Consider the following 20,960-nt stretch of genomic DNA (forward strand, 5'->3'; position numbering starts at 1 on the left):
TCGGCAGAATCGGGAGACCAAGATGGACGCGAAAACCGACGACAACAGCGCTGGCAAATGCCCGGTGGCGCATGGATCCGCACGGACCAACCGCGACTGGTGGCCGAACCAGCTCGACCTTTCCGTTCTCCACCAGCAGTCGAACCTGTCGGACCCGATGGGTGAAGATTTCGACTACGCCAAGGAGTTCGCGACCCTCGACCTCGATGCGGTGATCGCAGACCTCACCAAGGTCATGACGGATTCGCAGGACTGGTGGCCGGCCGACTTCGGCCATTATGGGCCGCTCTTCATCCGCATGGCCTGGCACAGCGCCGGCACCTATCGCATCGGCGACGGCCGCGGCGGCGCCGGTGCCGGTCAGCAGCGCTTCGCGCCGCTGAACAGCTGGCCGGACAACGCCAACCTCGACAAGGCACGCCGGCTGCTGTGGCCGGTCAAGCAGAAATACGGCCGCAAGATCTCCTGGGCCGACCTTCTGATCCTCACCGGCAACGTCGCGTTGGAATCGATGGGCTTCAAGACCTTCGGCTTCGCCGGCGGCCGCGCCGATGTGTGGGAGCCGGAGCAGGACGTCGACTGGGGTTCCGAGGCAAAGTGGCTTGGCGACGAGCGCTATTCGGGCGATCGCGAGCTGAGCGGCCATCTCGGCGCCGTGCAGATGGGCCTGATCTACGTCAACCCGGAAGGCCCGAACGGCAAGCCGGACCCGATCGCGGCGGCGCGCGACATCCGCGAGACCTTCAGCCGCATGGCGATGAACGACGAGGAAACCGTGGCGCTGATCGCCGGCGGCCACACCTTCGGCAAGACGCATGGCGCCGGCGATGCCTCGCTGGTGGGCGCCGAGCCGGAAGGCGCCGGCATCGAGGCGCAGGGCCTCGGCTGGTCGAGCAAACACGCTTCCGGCATCGCCGGCGACGCCATCACCTCGGGTCTCGAGGTGACCTGGACGACGACGCCGACCAAATGGAGCAACAATTTCTTCGACAACCTATTCAACTATGAATGGGAGCTGACGAAGAGCCCGGCGGGCGCCCATCAGTGGACGCCGAAGGGCGGCGCCGGCACCGGCACGGTTCCGGACGCGCACAATCCCTCCAAGCGTCACGCGCCGGCCATGCTCACCACCGACCTCGCGCTGCGCTTCGATCCGGCATATGAGAAGATCTCGCGCCGCTTCCATGAGCATCCGGAACAGTTCGCCGATGCCTTCGCCCGCGCCTGGTTCAAGCTCACTCACCGCGACATGGGCCCGGTCGTGCGCTATCTCGGCCCGCTCGTGCCGAAGGAAGAGCTGATCTGGCAGGATCCGATCCCGGCCATCGACCACGAGCTGGTGAGCGAGGCCGACATCGCTTCGCTCAAGGCCAAGATCCTGGCCTCCGGCCTCTCGGTTTCCGAGCTGGTCTCGACCGCCTGGGCTTCCGCCTCGACCTTCCGCGGCTCCGACAAGCGCGGCGGCGCCAATGGCGGCCGCGTCCGCTTGAGCCCGCAGAAGGACTGGGAGGTCAACGAGCCGGCTCAACTCGCCAAGGTGCTGGGCAAGCTCGAAACCATCCAGAAGGAGTTCAACGCGGCCCAGACCGGCGACAAGAAGGTCTCCATTGCCGATCTCATCGTGCTTGGCGGCGTTGCCGCGGTCGAAAAGGCGGCGAATGACGGCGGCACCGAGGTGAAGGTGCCCTTCACGCCAGGCCGCATGGACGCCTCGCAGGAGCAGACGGACGTCGCCTCCTTCGCTGCGCTGGAGCCGAAAGTCGACGGCTTCCGCAATTACAGCAGAGGCAGGCTGCCGATGTCGGTCGAGGCGATGCTTGTCGACCGCGCTCAGTTGCTGACGCTGACGGCGCCAGAACTGACCGTACTGGTCGGCGGCCTGCGTGTGCTCGGCGCCAATGCCGGCGGCTCCAAGCACGGCGTCTTCACCAACAGACCGGGCCAGCTCACCAACGACTTCTTCGTCAACCTGCTCTCGATGGCGACCGTCTGGGATCCGGCGGCCGGCTCGGAGCCGGGTTCGGATGAAGTCTACGAGGCGCGCGACCGCAAGACCAGAGAAGTGAAGTGGACCGGCACCCGCGCCGACCTCATCTTCGGCTCGCACGCGCAGCTGCGCGCGCTCTCCGAGGTCTATGGTTCAAGCGACGCCAAGGCGAAATTCGTCAAGGACTTCGTCAAGGCCTGGACGAAGGTGATGAACGCCGACCGCTTCGACATGGCGAAATAAAGTCGTACCTCCCAAGCAAAAAAAGGCGCGGGTCATGCCCGCGCCTTTTTACTTGTTCGACCGAAGCAATTCCAGGAAAAGTGTTCCGCGGTTTTCCGTCCGGAATTGCTTCAAACGAAAAAGACCGATCAGTCTTTTTCGAAAATGCCGGCCTTTGCGACGACGCCGGCGATCGCTCCGCCGATCAGCGGCGCGACGATGAACAGCCAGAGCTGGCTGAGCGCAGCACCGCCCGAAAACAGCGCCGGGCCGATCGAGCGCGCCGGATTGACCGAGGTGCCGGTCACCGGGATCACGGCGAAGTGGATGCCGGCCAGCGTCAGGCCGATGACCAGTCCGGCGAAGGCGGTTGTGTGCTTGGCGTTGGTGACGCCGAGGATGACGGTGACGAAGGTTAAGGTGCCGATCAGCTCCCACAGGAAGGCCGAGCTCACGCCCCATTTCGCCTCATCCCAGCCATTGGCGCCGAAGCCCCCGGTATGGCCGCCGGCCTGGCCGGAAACGATGATCCACAGCGCCAGCGAGGCTATGATGGCGCCGACGATCTGCGCGATCCAGTAGGGGACGACGTCCTTGGCCGGCATCCGCCCCGCCAGGAACACGCCGAGCGTCACCGCCGGATTGAGATGCGCGCCCGAGATCGGGCCGATCGCATAGGCCGCGGCGATCAGGCCGATGCCGAACGCCAGGCCGATGCCTTCCTGTCCGAGCGGCAGCGCGCCGCCGAAACCACCCGTGACCACTGAGGCCGTGCCGATGAACACCAACAAAAACGTGCCGAGAACTTCTGCCAGATAAGTCTTCATTGCCCTCTCCTCATAGGATCCGTCGAAACCGCGTTTCCCGCGCCGCGAATCACTGCTGGAAGAGTATTCCCGCGGACAAGACTTGGAAAGCTGAGAGGTTAAGCCGGTGGGCTTTCTTGCGGGCGTCAAATCAAGAACATTAGAAGTCTTTTATGTTCTCATCGATTGTTTTTGTTTCCTGGCTCAGCCGCTCACCCTGGAAAAATCGTTCGGCCAAGTCGTCCGGTCTTGAAACGCTATTTCATCGGCAAACCGAACGGAACTGTTTCAATCCTGGCCTGAAAGGCTTTATGAGCGGGCTGGAACCGATTTGTAACAGCTACGGAAAACGGGATGCGACTGGGCGGAAGGCTGGCGGCGGCCATCGAGGTTCTTGAAGACATCGGCCGGCGCCATCGGCCGGTGGCGGACGCCTTGCGCGACTGGGGACTGTCGCATCGCTTTGCCGGCGGCGGCGATCGCGCGGCAATCGGCAACATCGTCTATGACGCGCTGCGCCGCAAACGCTCGGCCGGCTGGCTGTTCGGCGAGGACACGCCGCGCGCCATCGGCTTCGGCGCCCTGCTGCTCGAATGGGGGCAGACGGCGCGGTCGCTCAACCAAGCGCTGGACGGCGACAAGTTCGCACCGCCGCTGCTCAACGCCGCCGAGTTGAAGGTCGCGGCCGAGCGCAGGCTCACCGATGCACCCGAGGCCGTGCGGGCGGATGTCCCGGACTGGTGCGCGCCGCTGCTCGAGCAAGCCTATGGCGACGGCTGGGTCGAGGAAGGCGCGGCGCTCGCCCAGCGTCCGCCGCTGGACCTCAGGGTCAACACGCTCCAGGCCGATCCCGCCAAGGTGCTGGCAGAACTCCAGGGCACGGGCGCCGCACCTGCGGCGATCGCGCCGCACGGCATCCGCATCCCGCCCATCGATGGCGACGGCAGGCACCCGAACGTGCAGGCCGAGCCCGCCTTCCAGAAAGGCTGGTTCGAGGTGCAGGACGAAGGCTCGCAACTCGCCGCCGCACTTGCCGGCGCCGAGCCCGGCATGCAGGTGCTCGATTATTGCGCCGGCGCCGGCGGCAAGACGCTGGCGCTGTCGGCCGAGATGGACAATCGGGGCCAGCTCTTTGCCCATGACGCGGAGAAGGTGCGGCTGGCGCCGATCTTCGAGCGCATCCGCCGTTCGCACAACCGCAACATCCAGGTCGTCAGCAAGCCGGCGGAGCTTGCGCCGCTCACCAAGCATATGGACCTCGTGCTGATCGACGCGCCCTGCACCGGCAGCGGCACCTGGCGTCGCCGCCCGGACGCCAAATGGCGATTGACCGAGCGGCAGCTCGATGCCCGAAGGGGAGAGCAGCAAGCGATCCTCGATACGGCCCAGGCCTTCGTCAAGCCGGGCGGCTTGCTGGTCTACATCACCTGCTCGGTGTTCGACGCCGAAAACGGCGAGCAGGTCCAGGCGTTCCGCGAACGCCATGAAGACTTTGCGCCGGTCGATCACCGCCAGCTCTGGGACAGCCGCTTCCCCGGCCATGAAGGAGCCGCGCGCATTGCCGGCAACGGTGGTATCTCGCTGTCGCCGGCGCTGAGTGGCACCGACGGGTTTTATTTCCACGCCTTGCGCAGGGCGGCCTGAGCGCGACTTTGCTGCGCTGCAACATAAAAGATTGCCTGTGCTGCCTGCCTCTGCAATAAGCTTCGCCAGCAAAACGTGAGGCGGAGACCATGGCAGCCAAGATCGTACCCGCTCCCGACTTCGAGGAACGCGTCAGGGCCTCCTTTGCCCGGCAGAGGGCAATGGCGACGATCGGCGCCGAATTGACCCTGGTGACGCCCGGCATCATCGAGATCGAGATGCCGTATTCGGCAGCACTCACCCAGCAGCACGGTTTCCTGCATGCCGGCGTTATCTCTACCGCCTTGGACTCCGCCTGCGGCTACGCGGCCTTTTCGTTGATGCCGGAAAATTCCGGCGTGCTGACCATCGAGTTCAAGGTCAACTTGCTGGCGCCGGGCAGGGGCGAGCGCTTCCTGTTCCGCGGCTCCGTGACCAAGCCCGGCCGCACCATCATCGTCGCCGACGGCCAGGCTTACGCCTTTGCCGCCGACGGCGAGGCCAAGCTGATCGCCACCATGACCGGCACGATGATGACGGTGGTCGGTCGCGACGGGATTGAAGGTTGATCCATGGCGGGCACAGTTCAGATTGCAGGCACGGCTGTTCTCTTCGTCATGGCGGCGGAGGCCGAATACGGCCCGCATCTGAAAAACCTGTTCACGCCGCTGATGACCGGCGTCGGTCCGGTCGAGGCCGCTGTGCGGCTGAGCGCGGAACTCGCGGCGTCGAAGGCCGAGGGAGCGCTTCCGGACCTGATCGTCTCGTTGGGCTCGGCCGGCAGCCGCAGACTGGAGCAGGCCGAAATCTACCAGGCCGTGTCGGCCAGCTATCGCGACATGGACGCTTCGCCGCTCGGCTTCGAGAAAGGGGCGACGCCTTTCCTAGACCTGCCGGTGACGGTGCCGCTGCCGTTCGTCATCCCGGGCATCAGGACCGCCTCGCTCTCGACCGGCGGCGCGATCGTCTCCGGCGCCGCTTATGACGCCATCGATGCCGACATGGTCGACATGGAGACCTTCGCCTGCCTGCGAGCCTGCCAGCTCTTCGGCGTGCCGCTGATCGGCTTGCGCGGCATTTCCGACGGCGCGGCCGATCTCAGGCACGTCAACGACTGGACGGAATACCTGCACATCATCGATGAGAAGCTGGCCGCGGCCATCGGCTTGCTGGAACAGGCGATCGGATCCGGCGCGATCCAACTGGCATAGGGGCAAAGGACGGAAAGCCGCAGCGCACAGCCATTGCGCCGACTCGTTTCTTTCTCTAAAGGCTCGCCATGACGACAGCCAATCATCCCAGCGCCGTTCTGCCCGACACTGTCCTGATCATCGATTTCGGCAGCCAGTTCACGCAGCTCATCGCCCGCCGCATCCGCGAGAGCGGCGTCTTTTCTGAGATCGTGCCGTTCCAATCGGCCGAAGCTGCCTTCAAGCGCGTCAATCCGAAAGCGGTGATCCTGTCGGGCGGCCCGGCCTCGACCACCGACATCGGCAGCCCGCGCGCGCCGCAGATCGTATTCGACGCCGGTGTGCCGGTGCTGGGCATCTGCTACGGCCAGATGGCGCTTTGCGTGCAGATGGGCGGCGTCGCCGAAAGCTCCAACCACCGCGAATTCGGTCGCGCCTTCGTCGAGATCGAGAAGGAAAGTCCGCTGTTCGAGGGCCTGTGGGCGCCCGGCCAGCGCCACCAGGTGTGGATGAGCCATGGCGACCGCGTCATCGAACTGCCGCCGGGCTTCCAAGTGCTCGGCAAATCGGAAAGCTCGCCCTTCGCCATCTTCGGCGATATCGAGCGCAAGATGTACGGCATCATGTTCCATCCGGAAGTGGTGCACACGCCGGACGGCGCGAGGCTGCTCAGGAACTTCGTCCACAACATCGCCGGCATCGAGGGCGACTGGACGATGCGCGCCTATCGCGAGCACGCCGTGGAAACGATCCGCAAGCAGGTCGGCAAGGGCAAGGTGATTTGCGCGCTCTCGGGCGGCGTCGACTCTTCCGTCGCGGCGCTCTTGATCCATGAAGCGATCGGCGACCAGCTGACCTGCATCCTCGTCGACCACGGCCTGATGCGCAAGGACGAGGCCCAAAGCGTGGTGGAGATGTTCCGCCAGCACTACAATTTGCCGCTAATCCTGGTCGATGCCTCCGACCGCTTCATCTCGGCGCTGGAAGGCGAGGCCGACCCCGAGAAGAAACGCAAGACCATCGGCCGCCTGTTCATCGAAGTGTTCGAGGAAGAGGCGAAGAAGCTCGGCGGCGCCGATTTCCTGGCCCAGGGCACGCTCTATCCCGATGTCATCGAGAGCGTTTCCTTCTCCGGCGGCCCGTCGGTGACGATCAAGTCACACCACAATGTCGGCGGCCTGCCCGAGCGCATGAACATGAAGCTGGTCGAGCCGCTGCGCGAATTGTTCAAGGACGAGGTGAGGGCGCTGGGCAAGGAGCTCGGCCTGCCCGAGAGCTTCATCGGCCGCCATCCCTTCCCAGGCCCGGGGCTTGCCATCCGCTGCCCGGGCGGCATCACGCGCGAGAAGCTGGAGATCCTGCGCGAGGCCGATGCCATCTATCTCGACGAGATCCGCAAGGCCGGCCTCTACGACGCCATCTGGCAGGCCTTCGCCGTGCTGCTTCCGGTGCAGACGGTCGGCGTCATGGGCGACGGCCGTACCTACGAGTTCGTCTGCGCGCTGCGCGCCGTGACCTCCGTCGACGGCATGACAGCCGACTTCTACCACTACGACATGAACTTCCTCGGCGCCGCCGCCACCCGCATCATCAACGAGGTGAAAGGCATCAACCGCGTCGTCTACGACGTGACCTCGAAGCCGCCGGGGACCATCGAGTGGGAATAGGGGGATCCATACGAACTTCGCGGCTCGCAGGGCATATCGGCATGAGACGCGCGCTGACGAAGGTCAGGCTCACCCGGATGGGCTGACCGCCGGCGCGGTCGATCCGGCATGTCGCGGCTGTGCATTCGTCCAACCCGTCCTACAACGTCAGCACCGCCGCGACTTAACTGATGCGGGTCCCTTTTCGCGCCCTGATCAGTCCTCGTCCTGCCACCTGCGCAGATCCGTCTGGTCATGATAGGCCATGCGATCCGGCGTGGTGATGAATTCCATCGTCGTGCCCCACGGCATGCGGCAGTAGCAGACCTTGTTTCCAGGACCTTTCTCGGTTGCATAGGGAATAGCGCGCGGCGCGGTGAGGGGTGTGCCTCCCGCCTTCTCGAAGCGCTCGACCGAAGCGTCGATGTCGTCGGTGTAGAGAGCGAAGTGCGTAATGCCGAAGTCGCTCGCCCGGACCGGCTGCGCTTGTTCGGGACCGTGCATTTCGAAGAGCTCGATGTCGGGTCCGGTTCCGATCTTGACCATCGCCTGCGCACGCACGACCGTTCCGGGGAAAGCGCCGACGGCTCGCTCGAATTCGGATCCCTGCCGCGGCGGATCCTGCGGTCCGAAGGACTGGTAGATCACCTGGCCGCCGAAAGCTTCCACCAGGGACGATTTTGCTGCTTCGATGTCGGGCACCGTGATGCCGATATGATTGACGCCGCGAATGACGGGTGCGGTCATGACAGTCTCCATTCTTGTTTGGTCGATCCGCCCGGCCCACGACGGCGCGGGCGCAGAGTTTCAATTGGCCTTGAGGAAATCGATCAGAGCGGCTGCGACTTCATTCGGCCGCTCGTCAGCGACATAGTGGCTGCACCGCGCAATCGAGCCGCCCGTCACATTGCTGGCGAACTCCTTGAGCATGGGGACCATCTGCGCACCGAAGCGCTGGTCCCCGCCGAGACCTAGCACCGGTATCTGGAGCGGTCGCTTCTTGTACTCGAGTGCAGTCGCATGATCGGCCGCGAGGGTGCGATACCATTCCATGCCGCCGCGCGTGCGGCCAGGAAGCGCCATTGCTTTCGCGTAGATCTCGATGTCAGCCGGATTGAAGGTGCTGTGATCGTAGAACCGCTCTGCCATGAAGGTCGAAACATAGTCATATTCACGGCCATGGATCAGGCGCTCGGGCAGATCCCGGTTCATATGGAAGCTGAAGTGCCAGATCCTTGCAGTCGTCGTCTCCCATTGCGTCCAGCCGGGAAGCGGAACATCAAGGACGGCCAGGTGGGTAACAGCCTCCCGATAGATGGCGGCCTGCGGCAACGCCACCATTGCGCCAATGTCATGGCCGCACACGGCGTAGCGTTCATGCCCAAGGGCAACCATAACCTCGTGCGCGTCGCGCGCCATCGTGGCCTTGTCATAGCCGTCAAGCGGGCAGTCGGAAAAGCCCGCGCCGCGCAGATCCATGGCCACCACGCTGAAATGTTCGGCCAGCAGCGGCATCACATGGTGCCATTCCCACCATGTTTCCGGCCAGCCGTGAAGCAGAAGGATCGGCGGGCCTGAGCCCCCGGTGACGGTGTTGATCCTGATGCCATTCACCGGCACCAACTGCTGGGTAAACCCGTTCAAGGTTGCGATCATGATCGCTTTCCAATCGATGTTGACGTTCAAACAGACCTCGCGGTCAGCGCTCAGGACTGGCCGAAATCGGTGGCGATCGTGATGTCGCGCCAGGCGTCGATATCGCTGCGAAAGGCAGCCAGCTTTCGCTCGGCGATCGAATGCGCGATCGGGCCGAGCGGCAGATGAAGCGGGGCGTCATCGGCATCGACCGCCTGTAGGATCACCGCGATCGCCTTGTCGGGATCGCCCGCCTGATTGCCGTTGTTGGTCTCGCGATAGTGCTTGCGCGAGCTCGCGGCGTATTCCGGCATCTCGTTGGCCGCTATCGTGATCGAACGGCCAAGGAAATCGGTGCGAAACGGACCAGGCTCGACGATCAGCACGCGGATGCCGAACGGCTTCAGTTCGCCGGCGAGCGCTTCGGAAATCCCTTCCACGGCAAACTTGGCGGCGTGGTAATAGCCTCCGCCGCCACGGCCCTCGATGCCCGCGCCGGACGACATGTTGACGATTGTTCCGCCCGAACGTCGTAGGACGGGTAGCGCGGCTCTGGTGGTTTCGATCAGACCGAAGACGTTTACCTCGAACATCGGCCGATATTCCTCGGGCGTGCCTTCCTCGATCGCGCCGAACAGCGCGTAGCCGGCATTGTTCACGAGCACGTCAAACCCACCAAAGGTCTCGACCGCCTTTGCGACCGCTGCCTTGGCTGCCGCCGCATCGGTCACGTCGAGTGGCAAAGTGATCATGCGGCCGCCGAAAGGCTCGGCCATTTCCTCGATCGTCTCGACATTGCGGGCCGTCGCGATGACCCGGTCGCCGCGCTGTGCTGCGGCGAGCGCGAGCCGCCGGCCGAAGCCGCTTGAGCAGCCTGTCATGAGCCAAGTTTTCATTACCTTTTCTCCGAGTTGTTTTCAGACGATGCTGCCGCGAATCGGCATGTCGGCCATGACGACCGATCCTTCTCGCCGAGGCCCGCCGAGACGGCTTTGCTGAGCCCTCGCGGACAGCTTCAAGCATCGGGAGATCCGCGCCGATGAGTTGGCCGGTCGCGATGCCGAAGCCACAGGGGTGGCTTCGGCATGGGTCACGAAACTTCCGCAGCCCTGAGCCTGAACATCAGGGCGTCGGCTTCATTTGCTCGCCGCTTCGGCGATGACATCGGCGACTTCGCGCGGATGCGAGATATAAACCGCATGGCTGGCACCGGGCACCTCGGTGACCTTCGTACTTGCCCGCTTGTACATAGACCGCTCCGCCTCGGCGCTGACAGCCATGTCCAGCCCGGCCACGATGCCGTAGCTCGGCTTGGTCTTCCAGGCCGCGTGCTGGGTCTTGGTTCCGAGGATCTTCGCCGAAACCGGCACCTGGGAGTCGGTCATGAAATCCGTCTCGGCCTTGGACAGGTCAGCGGCGAATCCCGCCCGGAACTTCGCGGGATCGAACAGCAGGAAGCCGTCAGAAGTCGGCTTGAACGCGTCGGCGGTCGGACTCGGCCACTTCTCAAACAGATCGCCTACGCCCTCGCCAACATCCGGGACGATGGCCGCGACATAGACAAGTGCCGAAACCTTCGGGTCGACGCCGGCTTCGGTGATGATCTGACCACCATAGCTGTGGCCAACGAGGACGACCGGCCCATTTTGCTGCTCGATAGCGCGGTGAACCGCCTGAACGTCATCCGCCAGCGAAGTGTTCGGTTCCTGGACCACCGTGACTTTCAAGCCCTTGGCGACCAGGCGCCCATAAACGCCCCTCCAGCCGCTGCCATCGACCAACGCGCCATGGACCAAAATCACATTTTGGGCCGGCTGCGCGAAAGCGGAGGGCGCGCCGAGCACCACTGCAAGAACCGCAGCACCGAGATAGAGAGACTTGAGAGACATTTGCCGATCCTTCCGAATGACACGAGGTGATACACGAGAGACGGTCCGATCGACCGATGGCGGGAATCTAGGTGCTTAGATTTGTTCTTTAACTGACATAAATGTATTCTCGGCGTTCAGTTTTGTTGGGGGGCGCGATGGAATGGAGTGACGTCAGAATCTTTCTTGCGATTGCGCGATCCGGCACGCTCGGCGGCGCCGCGCGGTCTCTTCAGACAAGCCATCCGACCGTCGGCAGGCGCCTTCGTGCACTTGAGCAGGCGATCGGCCACACGCTCTTCCAGCGCACAGCGGACGGTCTAGTTCTGACGGAAGAGGGCCACGGGATCGTCGCGCTGGCGGAGCAGATGGAAGAAGGCGCGCTGGCCATGGAACGCCGGCTTGCAGGGCAGGAGCAGAATCTCAAAGGCAGTCTGCGAATTTCATCAGCGGACTGGTTCGGGGCCTATGTCCTGCCTCCCATCCTGGCGGATTTCTCGAAAGCCTACCCCAATGTCGACGTCGAGATTCTGACCGGCACGCGCCTGTTCAACCTTGCCCAACGGGAAGCCGACGTCGCTTTCCGTATCGTTCCGTTCGATACTGCCGATGTCGTTCAGCGGCGGCTCTTCAGGCTCGAATACGGCGTCTACATCGCCGAGGAGGCGCCTGATCCCAAATATGGCGATGGGACTGGTTTCCGGCTGATCACCCATGACACATCCACGGGCCATTTCCCTGACATCGGTTGGCTCATCGAGAGTTTCCCCAACGCGAGACCGGTCCTGCGGTCGAACAACCGCAACGTCCAGGGGCGTATGTGCAGGCAAGGCGTCGGCATCGCTGTCCTGCCCCGCGTGGTCGGCAATCAGATCCCGGGTATCCGCAGACTGGAACTGCCGACGCCGCCGCCGGCGCGAGACATTTGGATGGGATACCACCGGGATCTACGGCGTCTTCAGCGTCTTCGCGCGTTCATCTCGACGGTATCGAACCATCTCGTGAACGCGACCGCATGATGTGCGGCCCGCAAATGACTCAAGGTTCCCGGAGAAACGCCAAGATCGCTGCAGTCGTCTCGGTGGCAGTCATACCGATCGCGCCCGCCGGTTGCACGCCAAACTGCTCGAGTTCGGCGGATCGGACATCGTGATCATTTCCAAATCGAGGAGCCGAGGATCGAAGCGACCCTTTGAATGCTCCCCTAGATCGAGCCGCTTGAGCAAAAGTTTCGGCCGGGCGACGGAAAACAGGAACGTTCCTTTTTCTCAGGCATTCTCCCTAGTCTGCATCTCATCCACTCCTGCTTGCTAGGCCCGGAAATTGTCACCCAGAGAGCCTAATTTGTCGAACCCTGACGCCGGTGAGATCTCCGTCGTCGATCTCATTCCTGCCTTGCGGGCTTTCGCGCGAACGTTCTGTCGGGTGCCCGACGACGCCGATGATCTCGTGCAGGAGACATTGACCAAGGGGCTCGCCAACCTGGACAAGTTCGAGCCGGGCACGCGGCTGAAGTCTTGGCTCTTCACGATCATGCGCAACACGCACTACACGCGTGCCAAGGCAGCCGCCAGGGAGGCGCCCGGGCGGCTTGACTGCGCTTCCAGCCGGCCGATCTCGGAACCGTCCCAGGATTGGTCCGTGCAGAGCAGGGAAGTCCATCAAGCCATCCAGAAGCTGCCGTCTCATCAGCTTGAGGTTCTGATGCTGATCGGCGTGCTGGGCGAAAGCTACGAAGAAACCGCTGCGATATGCGGTTGCGCTGTCGGCACCGTCAAAAGCCGCCTCAACCGTGCCCGTGCCGGTGTTCTGGAGTTCCTAGGGGAAAGCTCGTCGCAAGCATTGATCGAGCGACGACGTCAATTTTCAGACGACCATTGGGATAATGAAGGCGTAAGACGCTAAAATTTAAGCTTGGCGAAAGCGAGCTGCTTTTAGGACTTTCGCCTCTCTCATCAGCGAGGCCCAATTCAGGCCGAGCAGGGAAACAAGTTCAAGCGCCTGCGCTTCGGTGATACCGGTGGTTGCGACCAGCCGCCGAACGAGTTCGTCCACTTCCGGAGTTCTACCATCCTGTGCCATCGGGATAACTCCCAACCGGCTACAACGATTCACTTATGTTAATGTTCCATTGATGACGCTGGCTTAGCGACAGCAGGCACTGTCGATGCCTTCGACCCTGTCTCGGAGGAATGCCGCATCCTCGCCGGCGACGTCTTCAACCGCGCTCACCCCGCCAGATCGCCTTTGCGCTTTTCGATCAGCGCGTTCTGCAGTTCGAGTGCAAGCCTGGTCAGCTGGTCAGGGACCTTCTCCCGCTCGATGGCGGTCAATAGGGAAGCGATCTCTTGGTCCAAGCTCTGGATTGCCTGGGCGCAAAGATCGCGCTCTCTCCGACGAGACATCGCATTCTCTTAACAATAGGGGCCCTTCAGAGCTCACTGAGACATACCCGACCGGCCTTTGCAAGGCGCTCGCCGCAAGCTGTGGGATTTCCGGATCGCTGTCTTCGGAATTCGTGGCAAAAGGCGATCCGCGAGCATGCGCTAATTGCTTCTGCAGACGGTTGGCTGCGTGGTCCTGGTACTGGTCGGATTTGATCCGGTTGCCCTCCAAACCGCGTTGCTCGCCGACGCGCGGGAACGGTGAAGCTGCAGATCCTCCGGACACACTAACCGTCAGGATGCTTCTCATTCCGAACGCCGGGATCCGTGCTGCTTCTCGGCTTCGCGCAGCACCCGCACAATGGCATCCACTGGAGAGGGGTGCGTCGTAGGCTGTGCTTTCCAGCGCCACAGATGGCGAAACAAACTTCTCAAGCTTGGCATCGCAATAACCTCCTTGCGCTATCAAACTCGGGGCGGCGAATGATGTTCCTTCCATGCCTAGCCGAAGGCTACGGCGAACAGAAAAACGACCGCGGCCACGACGACCAGTGCCGCGATCACCAGGACTGGCCCGTTCCTGCGCGGCTGCAGATCGGGCGCGTTCTCCGGTGGTCGCATCGCGTTGGCAAAGCTCGCCTGGTTGGTGAAGTTCGGTTTGTGCGGCGCGGCCGGCGCGGCGGAAGTCGGGACAGCGCCGGCCTCAGCGTCCGCTTCCTGCGGTGCTGCCGCCGGGTCGAAGCCCGGAGTCTTATCCTGTGTCCTGCCGGCCTGGATTTCGCCGCGGGCTTCGGCTGGTGTGCGTTGGTTGGGTGGCATACGGGGCTCCTTTATTCCCCAAAAACCTGCATCCGGCCCCGCTGTTCCAATCGGGCCTTCAATGAAGGAATGGATTCATGTAGCCGCGGCCGCGTTCGCGCACGCTACGAGAGCGTCGGGCCATGTTTCGGAATTCGATTCCTGAACTCGGACGGAACTTTCGGGATCAGGGGAGCTTTTTATCCTCGATACCAGGACAGAGAGGCAGCAATGCAAGTTCTCGACACGACGATCCATGCAAGCCCCAAAGGCGCGACAGTCGAGTTTGTTGGCGAGGGCGGGGAAAACATCGCTGTCACCATGGTCGTGTCCAACCCATTGCTCGGCGATGCCGCGCTTGTCGATCGCGCCAGAGAGATGATGCTTCAATGCGCGACGTTCAGCTACCAGGCTGAAGGAGACCGACCGGACGGAAAGGCGGACGCAGGCCGGCCGGGCACCGGGAGGCTGACCGATACTAGCCACGGTCCGTACACATTCGAATATCGCGAGGATGGCAGTGTGAGACGGCTCGAGGGCGTCGAATTGCCCGACCTGGAAGCTGTCCGTCACGAAGCGCTGCGCTCCGCGATCGATCTGCTCGACGATGCGGCAGAATCCCGTCAGGACGGCTGGGCGGTTCGGGTTCGTGGCCGCGACGGCAGCGTCGTCGTGTCCGTCGATTTCGAAGAAGCAAGGCAGGAAAGGGCAACCGCCGCGATGTGAGGGAAGGCGGCGTCGGTGAAAGGTATGATGATGCATTCCCTCATGTCACTGCATGCGGTTGCGAGCTCACGAGGCGATGGGCTCAGACCTGAGTTTCTTCGCCTGTTCGAGGCGCGCGCCGCGTTGGCGGACCCCGACGTGATCGAGCTCCCCCTCGACAGGGAACAGGCGGGTCCAAACCCCCTCGGCAGCGTCGCAACCAATCCGCAGGAACACATCCTGCGCTTTCCCGGCGGGCATGATGAGAACAATCGCGAGCCCAAGCCGAGGAGGGGCATTATACGCTAACGGAGGCGGAGATGCGTGCGCCCTTGGCACTGATCATCGAAGACGAGTATCTGATCGCGTCGGACGTGGCGAATGGCCTGAAGGAGCGCGGCTTCGAGGTGGCCTGCGTGGCGTCCGAGCGGGCAGCCGCGGCTTGGCTGGACGATCACAAGCCGGACCTTGCCATCATCGATATCCAACTGCTTGACGGCCAGCGCGGCGCCGCCGCAGCCCGCCTCAAGGAAGCGGGCGTGCCTTTCGTCGTGCATTCAGGCTACGATCCGGAGTTCCAGTCGCCGATCTTTCACGGCGCGCCCTATCTGCCTAAGCCGGCGCCGATCCGGCATCTGGTTGAACTTGTGAGCCAGCTGGTTGGGGGTCGCCCCGAACAATAGACGAGGCAGCGACCCAAAGCCCATTTCAGCCAGACGAGGCGTCACCTTTACGAAACCGCGACACCGCCTCGATCAGCAGGCCGTAGTCGACCGGCTTGGTCAGCTTCGGCGTGTCGCGAAAGCTGTCGGGAAAGACGGTGGCGCTGTCATAGCCGGTGAGGAAAATGAAAGGCACGCCCTCGCGCGCCAGATGCTCGGCCAAAGGAAAGCTCCGCTCGCCGCGAAGATTGACATCCAGCAAGGCGCCATCCAGGGCAATGCCGTCGATTTGAACCAGCGCCTGTTGAACGGTAGGCGCCGGTCCCACCACGGTACATCCGGCGCCCGCCAACTGGTCGGCAAAATCTTGCGCAAGCATAAACACGTCCTCGACCACGAGGACATTGAGGCCCGCCAAAATGGTATTCGTGTTCATTCCTTGCCACTAAGCGAGAATGCTACCGGCCTACGCCCGGCGCCAGTGGAATTTCTATGTCGCATTCAACTCCGGAGGGCTCGAATCTCAGATTGACCTTGCCTCCCAGCTCATATTCTAAACTTTGCTGGATGAAGCTTGTTCCGAAATTCCGCTTAGGCGGCTCCACGACGGCAGGCCCGTCAATTTCTTTCCAGTGGATCGACAGAACCCCGGCTTTGTCGGTGTTCCACGCCACATCGACCCGACCCTCTTCGGTCGACAGCGCGCCGTATTTCGCCGCATTGCTGGCGAGCTCGAACAATACCATGCCGAGCGTCGCGGCCATGCTTGCGCCGAGCTGCAACTGCTTTCCACGAATGGCGATGTTGCGGCGCGATTTGCTGCTGTAGGGCGACAAGACCGCCCGCAGCAACTGCTCGAGATCGGCATCCGTCCAGTTGTAGGAGGACAGCACTTCGTGCGTCCGGCCCATCGCTTGCAGCCGCTGCTGGAACGAGGTCGAGAAATCGCTCACCGAGCTCGCCGTGCGCACCATGCGCGACGTCAGCGCGGTGATCGTGGCCAGGATGTTCTTCACGCGGTGCTGCAACTCGTGCAGCAGCCTTTCCTGGCTGCGCTCGGCCTCCTTGTGGCTCGATATGTCGACCAGTGCCGCGATGGCGCCGCGCACCTTGCCGTTCTCGTCGAACAGCGGGTTGGCCGACATCATCACGTCGATGCTCGAGCCATCCTCACGCAGGATCCGTGCTTCGTAACCGGGTATCGCCTTGCCGGTGCGCATTGCCTTGATCAGAGGCTGGTCATCGCCGTCCACCTTGGCCCCATCGAGCGTCAGCGGCAGGACGGCAGGGACGGAAATCAGTTTGTCGCCGGTGGCGCGTTGCCCCGCGAGCTCCACCCCGCGGCGGTTGGCGCGGATCTCAGCGCCGTCGCCGTCTTCGGCGATGAAAATGCCGACCGGCACCAGGTCGAGCAGGGTCTCGAGGCTTTCGACGCGATTGCGCAGATCGTGCGAGAGCACGCCGATCTTCTCCTCCGCACGGGCGATCTGGGTGACGTCGACGAAAGTGACGACGACGCCGGCAATCACATTATCGACGGTGCGGTAGGGCAGCACGCGCATGATGTAGCGCCGGCCATTGTCCGATCCTTCGACCTGACGCTCGATCGTGCCCAGCCTCAGCAGCACCTGTTCCATATCGGCCGGCAGACCGTCGGCAGGGAAGCGTGGCCGCACATGCGCCAGCGGCCGGCCGACATCGCTTTCGACCAGCCGGAACAGATCGCGCGCGGTCGGCGTGAAGCTCTTGATGCAGAGGTCGCGGTCGAGGAACACGGTGGCGATCTGCGTGCTTTCGAGCAAATTCGCCATGTCGTTGTTCGCGCGGCTGAGCTCGTCGACGCGGATGTTGAGCTCTGCATTGACCGTCTGCAGTTCCTCATTGATCGACTGCAGTTCTTCCTTCGAGGTTTCCAGCTCCTCGTTGGAAGACTGCAGCTCCTCGTTGATCGACGACAACTCCTCGTTGGAGGATTTCAGCTCCTCGTTGGAGGACTCGAGCTCCTCGGTGGTGATCTGCAGCCGCTCCTTGGTTTCCCTCAGCTCCCTTTCGAGCTGGCTGACATTGGCGCTTTCGACATCGTCGGTCGTGTGGACGGGCTCGTCTTCCGACTCCGCCTTGATGCCGCCGATGTCCCGGAAGACCAGCATATAGAGCGGATCCGCCGAGCCGTCGGAGGGCAGCGGCTGCACGGCCAGGCTTATCGTCTGGCGGCCGCCATTGGTGCCGATGCTGATCTTGTTCTGGATCGCCACCTGTCCGGTGCTGGCCGCCTTGTGGAGCGCGGCGCGCAGATCCATGCGCAAGCCTCGCCTTGCCATGGAAAAGACGTTGTGGTCGGGGGCGCCGGCGGCGAGCTCGAGATATTTTCCGGTGCCGCCCGAACTGTGCATCAGCTCGCCGGCCGCGTTGGTCACCACATAGGCCGGCGCATAGCGCTCGACGATGACACGCTCCGCCACCTCCTGCAAAGTTCCGTTCGTCGCCCGCTGGCGCGCATTGGGTGCCACCTGCCTTGCCGCTGCGGCGAGCGGAAATTCGGGCAGCCGGTGCGGAGTGACCCCGCCGCGCTTCTGGAAGATGCGGCTCGTCTTGTCGACGGTGGAGAACAGGCGGGCGTGCCGCGTGACGTTCTCCGACGATCCAAGAAAAAGATAGCCGTTGTTGCGCAGCGCGTAGTGGAAGATCGGGACGATCTTTTCCTGCAGTTCCGGGCCCATATAGATCAGAAGATTGCGGCAGGCGACCAGATCGAGCTTGGAGAAGGGCGGGTCGCGCAGCAGATTGTGCGAGGAAAACAGGCAGACCTCGCGCAGGTCGGCGGAAACGCGGTAGGTGCCGTCCTCGCGCGAGAAGAACTCCTTCAGCCGCTTCGGCGTTATGTCCGTCGCGATCGTTGCCGGATAGCGGCCGGCCCTGGCGACTTCCAGCGCGCGCTCGTCGATGTCGGTGGCGAAGATCTGCAGATTGGGCGAGGCGGCGCCGCGCGGCGCGTTCTCCTTCAGGAGCATGGCGATCGAATAAGCCTCTTCGCCCGTGGCGCAGCCCGGCACCCATACGCGGATCGTCTCGTCGGGCTTGCGGCTCTCGAACAGCCGGGGAATGACCAGCCTTTCCAAGACATCGAAGGCGTGCTCGTCGCGGAAGAAGCTGGTGACGCCGATCAAGAGGTCCTGGAACAGCAGATCCACCTGCTGCGGCTCGCCGCGCAGCCGCTCGTAGAACGCGGCCGGGTCGTCGATCTGCAGCACCTGCATGCGGCGCTGGATGCGGCGCAGGATCGTGTTGTCCTTGTAACCGCTGAAATCGTGGCCGGTCCGCGCTCGCAGCAGCGCCGCGATGCGTGAAAGCTGTTCGGCGACATCGCGCTTGCGGCGGTCGCGTTCGCTTTCGGTATGATTGGTGTGGCGGAAATAGCCGACCACCTTGCCCGCCATTTCCTCCGCGGGAAGCACCAAGTCGACCAGGCCGCTCTGGACGGCGCTGCGCATCATGCCGTCATATTCGGCACTTTCCTGCGCCAAGGTCAGGCCGCCGCGTTCCTTGATGGCCCTGAGCCCGATCGTGCCGTCGCTGCCCGTTCCGGACAGGATGATGCCCGCCGCATTCTCCGCCTGCTCCTGCGCCAACGAAGTGAAGAAATCGTCGATCGGCGTTCGCCTCGCGCGTGTCGTTGCCATCTTGGCTATGTGGAAACGCTGGTCACGCATGGAGACCGACACGCCCGGGGGCGTGACGTAGATCTTGTCGGGCTCGATCTCCATGCCTTCGGCCGCGGTTTGGGTTTCGATCGTGGTGGAGCGCTGGATGATGCTGGCAAGCACGCTTTCGTGCTCGGCGTCGAGATGTTGGATCACCACATAGGCAAAGCCGCTGTCGGTCGGCACCTCGGGGAAGAATTTCTGCAGCGCCGCAATGCCGCCCGCCGAGGCGCCAATCCCGATCAAGGGAAAGGGCGCCGGCTCTTTCGCAATCTCGCGCGAACTAATCCTTGCCTTTCGTGTGTTTCCGTTCCGCGCCGCCTTCGCCATTGCCCGTTACCTGAACCCGCCTGCTTTCGAGGATCCGCTCGATCACAGCGGCATCCGCCTCATATTCCTTGGCCCGCCGACCTATTTCGGCTGCGAGTTCAGACCGGTGTTTTGTCTGAACCCGCTCCGCCATCCGTTTGGCAAACGCCGCCCGTTGCTGATGCGAGCGAAGCAGGCTCCACAGGATCTCGTCCGCCTCGATCGCCTGCGCCTCCATCACCGCGTCGGCGGTGAAGGCATGCCCGGTATGGCACCGATAGCGCAGCATGTCACCGTCTTCGATCTCCCACAACGGCCCGTGGCATTCCGGGCATGTAAACACCGACAACTCGCCAAGTCGATCTTCATCTTTCATGGTCGAATGCTCCTGCGCGGCGATGGCCGCCTCCAGTCTGACCGCTGGTGGGGCTGCGAACGTTTCGCCGGCGGGCTCAGCCGCGAGCTTTGCTAGCAAAGCCCCGAGCTTCGCCGCCGGCAGGCAGTGGTCGACCTCGACAAAATGCAGCGCGCTTTCGACCATCGCAGGCACCAGCGTATCATTGGGGTCCTGGACCACCGCCAGCCCGCCCACAGCCTTGACGGCCCTCAACCCGGCGGTGCCGTCGGAAAGTGAGCCCGACAGCAGCACACCGATGACGCTGGCGCCGTAGCTCAACGCCGCCGAGCGGAACAACGGGTCGATGGCTGGCCGGGCAAGGTTTTCGCGCGGGCCGCGTCGCAGCATCATATGGCCGTCGTGAAGGAGAAGATGGAAACCGGGTGGCGCCACATAGATGCAACCCATCCTGAACGCCGCGCCGTTCCTGGCCGGCACGGCGCCGAGTGGTCCCGCTCGGTCGAGGATTTCGGGCAGGTAGCTGACCTGGCCGACATGCACCACGACGAACACGGCAGCCGGCAGATCGGCGGGCAGGTCGGCGACGAGCCGCTTCAACGGCTCGATCCCGCCGGCCGACGCGCCGATGACGATGATGTTGTGGTTTTTCGCTGGGCTTGTGGAACGGGCCATTCCGCGACGAGCCTCCGTTGGGCTGTAAGAACCGTTCCGTTGCGGTGATGGCGCCATCGCGGTTCAGCGACCGGTCAGCTCTTTAACAATGCAATCCGCGCGTTGTTCCATTGCTGCTGCTTCTCGTGCCTGTTGAGTCGTTCGGCGAAGCAACCGTTCTCCAGCGTGCTGGCAGCGCTTTCTAGCGTGCTGGCAGGGCTTTCTCTTGGAACAAACACCGTCATCCGCGCTTAGGGCGCTGCGGTCATGTCCGCTCCAGGTGTCCGGTGCGAGACTCGTCGCCGCTTGCCTCCCCCGGCGACGGGTCTTTCTTTGCGCCGCGTAAACACAGGTTAGGGCGAGGGAGGGAACAACCTTTAATCTTGGCCGTTCGGGCAGCGGCGGGCGCTGCCTT

The 20,960-nt window shown here is 63.3% G+C and carries 21 protein-coding genes; 10 read left to right on the forward strand and 11 right to left on the reverse strand.

Features of this window, described 5'->3' with window-relative positions; translation table 11 throughout:
- Window positions 1-22: 22 nt before the first annotated feature.
- Window positions 23-2,230, forward strand: a complete 2,208-nt coding sequence (gene katG / locus CK230_RS25225; protein WP_095819856.1) for a catalase/peroxidase HPI — start codon at window positions 23-25, stop codon at window positions 2,228-2,230.
- Between the two features lie 128 nt (window positions 2,231-2,358).
- On the opposite strand, the gene CK230_RS25230 is transcribed toward katG, so the two are convergent.
- Entirely contained in the window at window positions 2,359-3,036 is a 678-nt protein-coding gene (locus tag CK230_RS25230) for an MIP family channel protein (protein WP_095819857.1), read from the reverse strand.
- A gap of 333 nt (window positions 3,037-3,369) precedes the next feature.
- Between CK230_RS25230 and CK230_RS25235 the strand changes: the two genes are divergently transcribed.
- The 4 genes from CK230_RS25235 (at window position 3,370) to guaA (ending at window position 7,495) form a co-directional block, all read left to right on the forward strand.
- Window positions 3,370-4,659 (forward strand): RsmB/NOP family class I SAM-dependent RNA methyltransferase, encoded by a 1,290-nt coding sequence (locus CK230_RS25235; RefSeq protein WP_095819858.1) that lies wholly within the window; start codon window positions 3,370-3,372, stop codon window positions 4,657-4,659.
- A gap of 89 nt (window positions 4,660-4,748) precedes the next feature.
- Window positions 4,749-5,207 carry a PaaI family thioesterase gene (locus CK230_RS25240; protein WP_095819859.1) on the forward strand — a complete coding sequence of 153 codons (459 nt, stop codon included), beginning with the start codon at window positions 4,749-4,751 and terminating at the stop codon, window positions 5,205-5,207.
- A 3-nt stretch (window positions 5,208-5,210) separates the two neighbouring features.
- Complete coding sequence (locus CK230_RS25245) at window positions 5,211-5,849, forward strand: 5'-methylthioadenosine/S-adenosylhomocysteine nucleosidase (RefSeq protein ID WP_095819860.1); 639 nt, start codon at window positions 5,211-5,213, stop codon at window positions 5,847-5,849.
- Window positions 5,850-5,917: 68 nt separating this feature from the next.
- Window positions 5,918-7,495, forward strand: coding sequence for a glutamine-hydrolyzing GMP synthase (gene guaA, locus CK230_RS25250; protein ID WP_095819861.1), 1,578 nt, complete (start codon window positions 5,918-5,920; stop codon window positions 7,493-7,495).
- A 195-nt stretch (window positions 7,496-7,690) separates the two neighbouring features.
- Here the strand turns inward: guaA and CK230_RS25255 are convergent, their stop codons facing one another.
- The 4 genes from CK230_RS25255 to CK230_RS25270 form a co-directional block, all read right to left on the reverse strand.
- Window positions 7,691-8,221, reverse strand: a complete 531-nt coding sequence (locus CK230_RS25255) for a VOC family protein (protein WP_095819934.1) — start codon at window positions 8,219-8,221, stop codon at window positions 7,691-7,693.
- Window positions 8,222-8,281: 60 nt separating this feature from the next.
- Window positions 8,282-9,130 (reverse strand): alpha/beta hydrolase, encoded by an 849-nt coding sequence (locus CK230_RS25260; RefSeq protein ID WP_095819935.1) that lies wholly within the window; start codon window positions 9,128-9,130, stop codon window positions 8,282-8,284.
- A gap of 50 nt (window positions 9,131-9,180) precedes the next feature.
- Window positions 9,181-10,005 (reverse strand): oxidoreductase, encoded by an 825-nt coding sequence (locus tag CK230_RS25265; protein WP_095819862.1) that lies wholly within the window; start codon window positions 10,003-10,005, stop codon window positions 9,181-9,183.
- Window positions 10,006-10,245: 240 nt separating this feature from the next.
- A complete protein-coding gene (locus CK230_RS25270) occupies window positions 10,246-10,998 on the reverse strand; it encodes an alpha/beta hydrolase (protein WP_095819863.1) in 753 nt (250 codons plus the stop codon).
- 137 nt (window positions 10,999-11,135) lie between these two features.
- Between CK230_RS25270 and CK230_RS25275 the strand changes: the two genes are divergently transcribed.
- Both CK230_RS25275 and CK230_RS25280 read left to right on the forward strand, forming a co-directional pair.
- On the forward strand, window positions 11,136-11,996 hold the full coding sequence (locus CK230_RS25275; RefSeq protein ID WP_095819864.1) for a LysR family transcriptional regulator: 861 nt from the start codon (window positions 11,136-11,138) through the stop codon (window positions 11,994-11,996).
- A gap of 325 nt (window positions 11,997-12,321) precedes the next feature.
- On the forward strand, window positions 12,322-12,882 hold the full coding sequence (locus CK230_RS25280; RefSeq protein WP_095819865.1) for a sigma-70 family RNA polymerase sigma factor: 561 nt from the start codon (window positions 12,322-12,324) through the stop codon (window positions 12,880-12,882).
- Window positions 12,883-12,885: 3 nt separating this feature from the next.
- Here the strand turns inward: CK230_RS25280 and CK230_RS33215 are convergent, their stop codons facing one another.
- The 3 genes from CK230_RS33215 to CK230_RS25295 form a co-directional block, all read right to left on the reverse strand.
- The gene (locus CK230_RS33215) at window positions 12,886-13,059 is read right to left on the reverse strand and encodes a hypothetical protein (RefSeq protein ID WP_095819866.1); all 174 of its coding nucleotides are present in this window, start codon (window positions 13,057-13,059) and stop codon (window positions 12,886-12,888) included.
- A 146-nt stretch (window positions 13,060-13,205) separates the two neighbouring features.
- Window positions 13,206-13,334: a hypothetical protein gene (locus tag CK230_RS34040; RefSeq protein WP_280952570.1), complete on the reverse strand. Its 129-nt coding sequence runs from the start codon at window positions 13,332-13,334 to the stop codon at window positions 13,206-13,208.
- Window positions 13,335-13,862: 528 nt separating this feature from the next.
- Window positions 13,863-14,180, reverse strand: coding sequence for a hypothetical protein (locus CK230_RS25295; RefSeq protein WP_095819868.1), 318 nt, complete (start codon window positions 14,178-14,180; stop codon window positions 13,863-13,865).
- Window positions 14,181-14,390: 210 nt separating this feature from the next.
- On the opposite strand from CK230_RS25295, the gene CK230_RS25300 reads away from it, so the two are divergent.
- Genes CK230_RS25300 through CK230_RS25305 form a run of 3 tightly spaced genes read left to right on the forward strand, consistent with a single transcriptional unit; the run spans window position 14,391 to window position 15,547 of the window.
- On the forward strand, window positions 14,391-14,885 hold the full coding sequence (locus CK230_RS25300; RefSeq protein ID WP_095819869.1) for a hypothetical protein: 495 nt from the start codon (window positions 14,391-14,393) through the stop codon (window positions 14,883-14,885).
- Between the two features lie 24 nt (window positions 14,886-14,909).
- Window positions 14,910-15,173, forward strand: a complete 264-nt coding sequence (locus CK230_RS32660) for a hypothetical protein (RefSeq protein WP_141246088.1) — start codon at window positions 14,910-14,912, stop codon at window positions 15,171-15,173.
- Between the two features lie 11 nt (window positions 15,174-15,184).
- Window positions 15,185-15,547 (forward strand): response regulator, encoded by a 363-nt coding sequence (locus CK230_RS25305; protein ID WP_095819870.1) that lies wholly within the window; start codon window positions 15,185-15,187, stop codon window positions 15,545-15,547.
- 25 nt (window positions 15,548-15,572) lie between these two features.
- On the opposite strand, the gene CK230_RS25310 is transcribed toward CK230_RS25305, so the two are convergent.
- From CK230_RS25310 to CK230_RS25320, 3 genes are read right to left on the reverse strand one after another with little or no spacing between them, the layout of a single operon-like run.
- A complete protein-coding gene (locus tag CK230_RS25310) occupies window positions 15,573-15,962 on the reverse strand; it encodes a response regulator (protein WP_095819871.1) in 390 nt (129 codons plus the stop codon).
- A gap of 22 nt (window positions 15,963-15,984) precedes the next feature.
- A complete protein-coding gene (locus CK230_RS25315; RefSeq protein ID WP_176480207.1) occupies window positions 15,985-19,473 on the reverse strand; it encodes a CheR family methyltransferase in 3,489 nt (1,162 codons plus the stop codon).
- Window positions 19,474-19,510: 37 nt separating this feature from the next.
- Window positions 19,511-20,566 carry a chemotaxis protein CheB gene (locus tag CK230_RS25320; RefSeq protein ID WP_095819873.1) on the reverse strand — a complete coding sequence of 352 codons (1,056 nt, stop codon included), beginning with the start codon at window positions 20,564-20,566 and terminating at the stop codon, window positions 19,511-19,513.
- Window positions 20,567-20,960 lie beyond the last annotated feature (394 nt).

This window comes from Mesorhizobium sp. WSM3859 (genome assembly GCF_002295065.1).
In the GTDB taxonomy this organism is placed as follows: Bacteria; Pseudomonadota; Alphaproteobacteria; order Rhizobiales; family Rhizobiaceae; genus Mesorhizobium.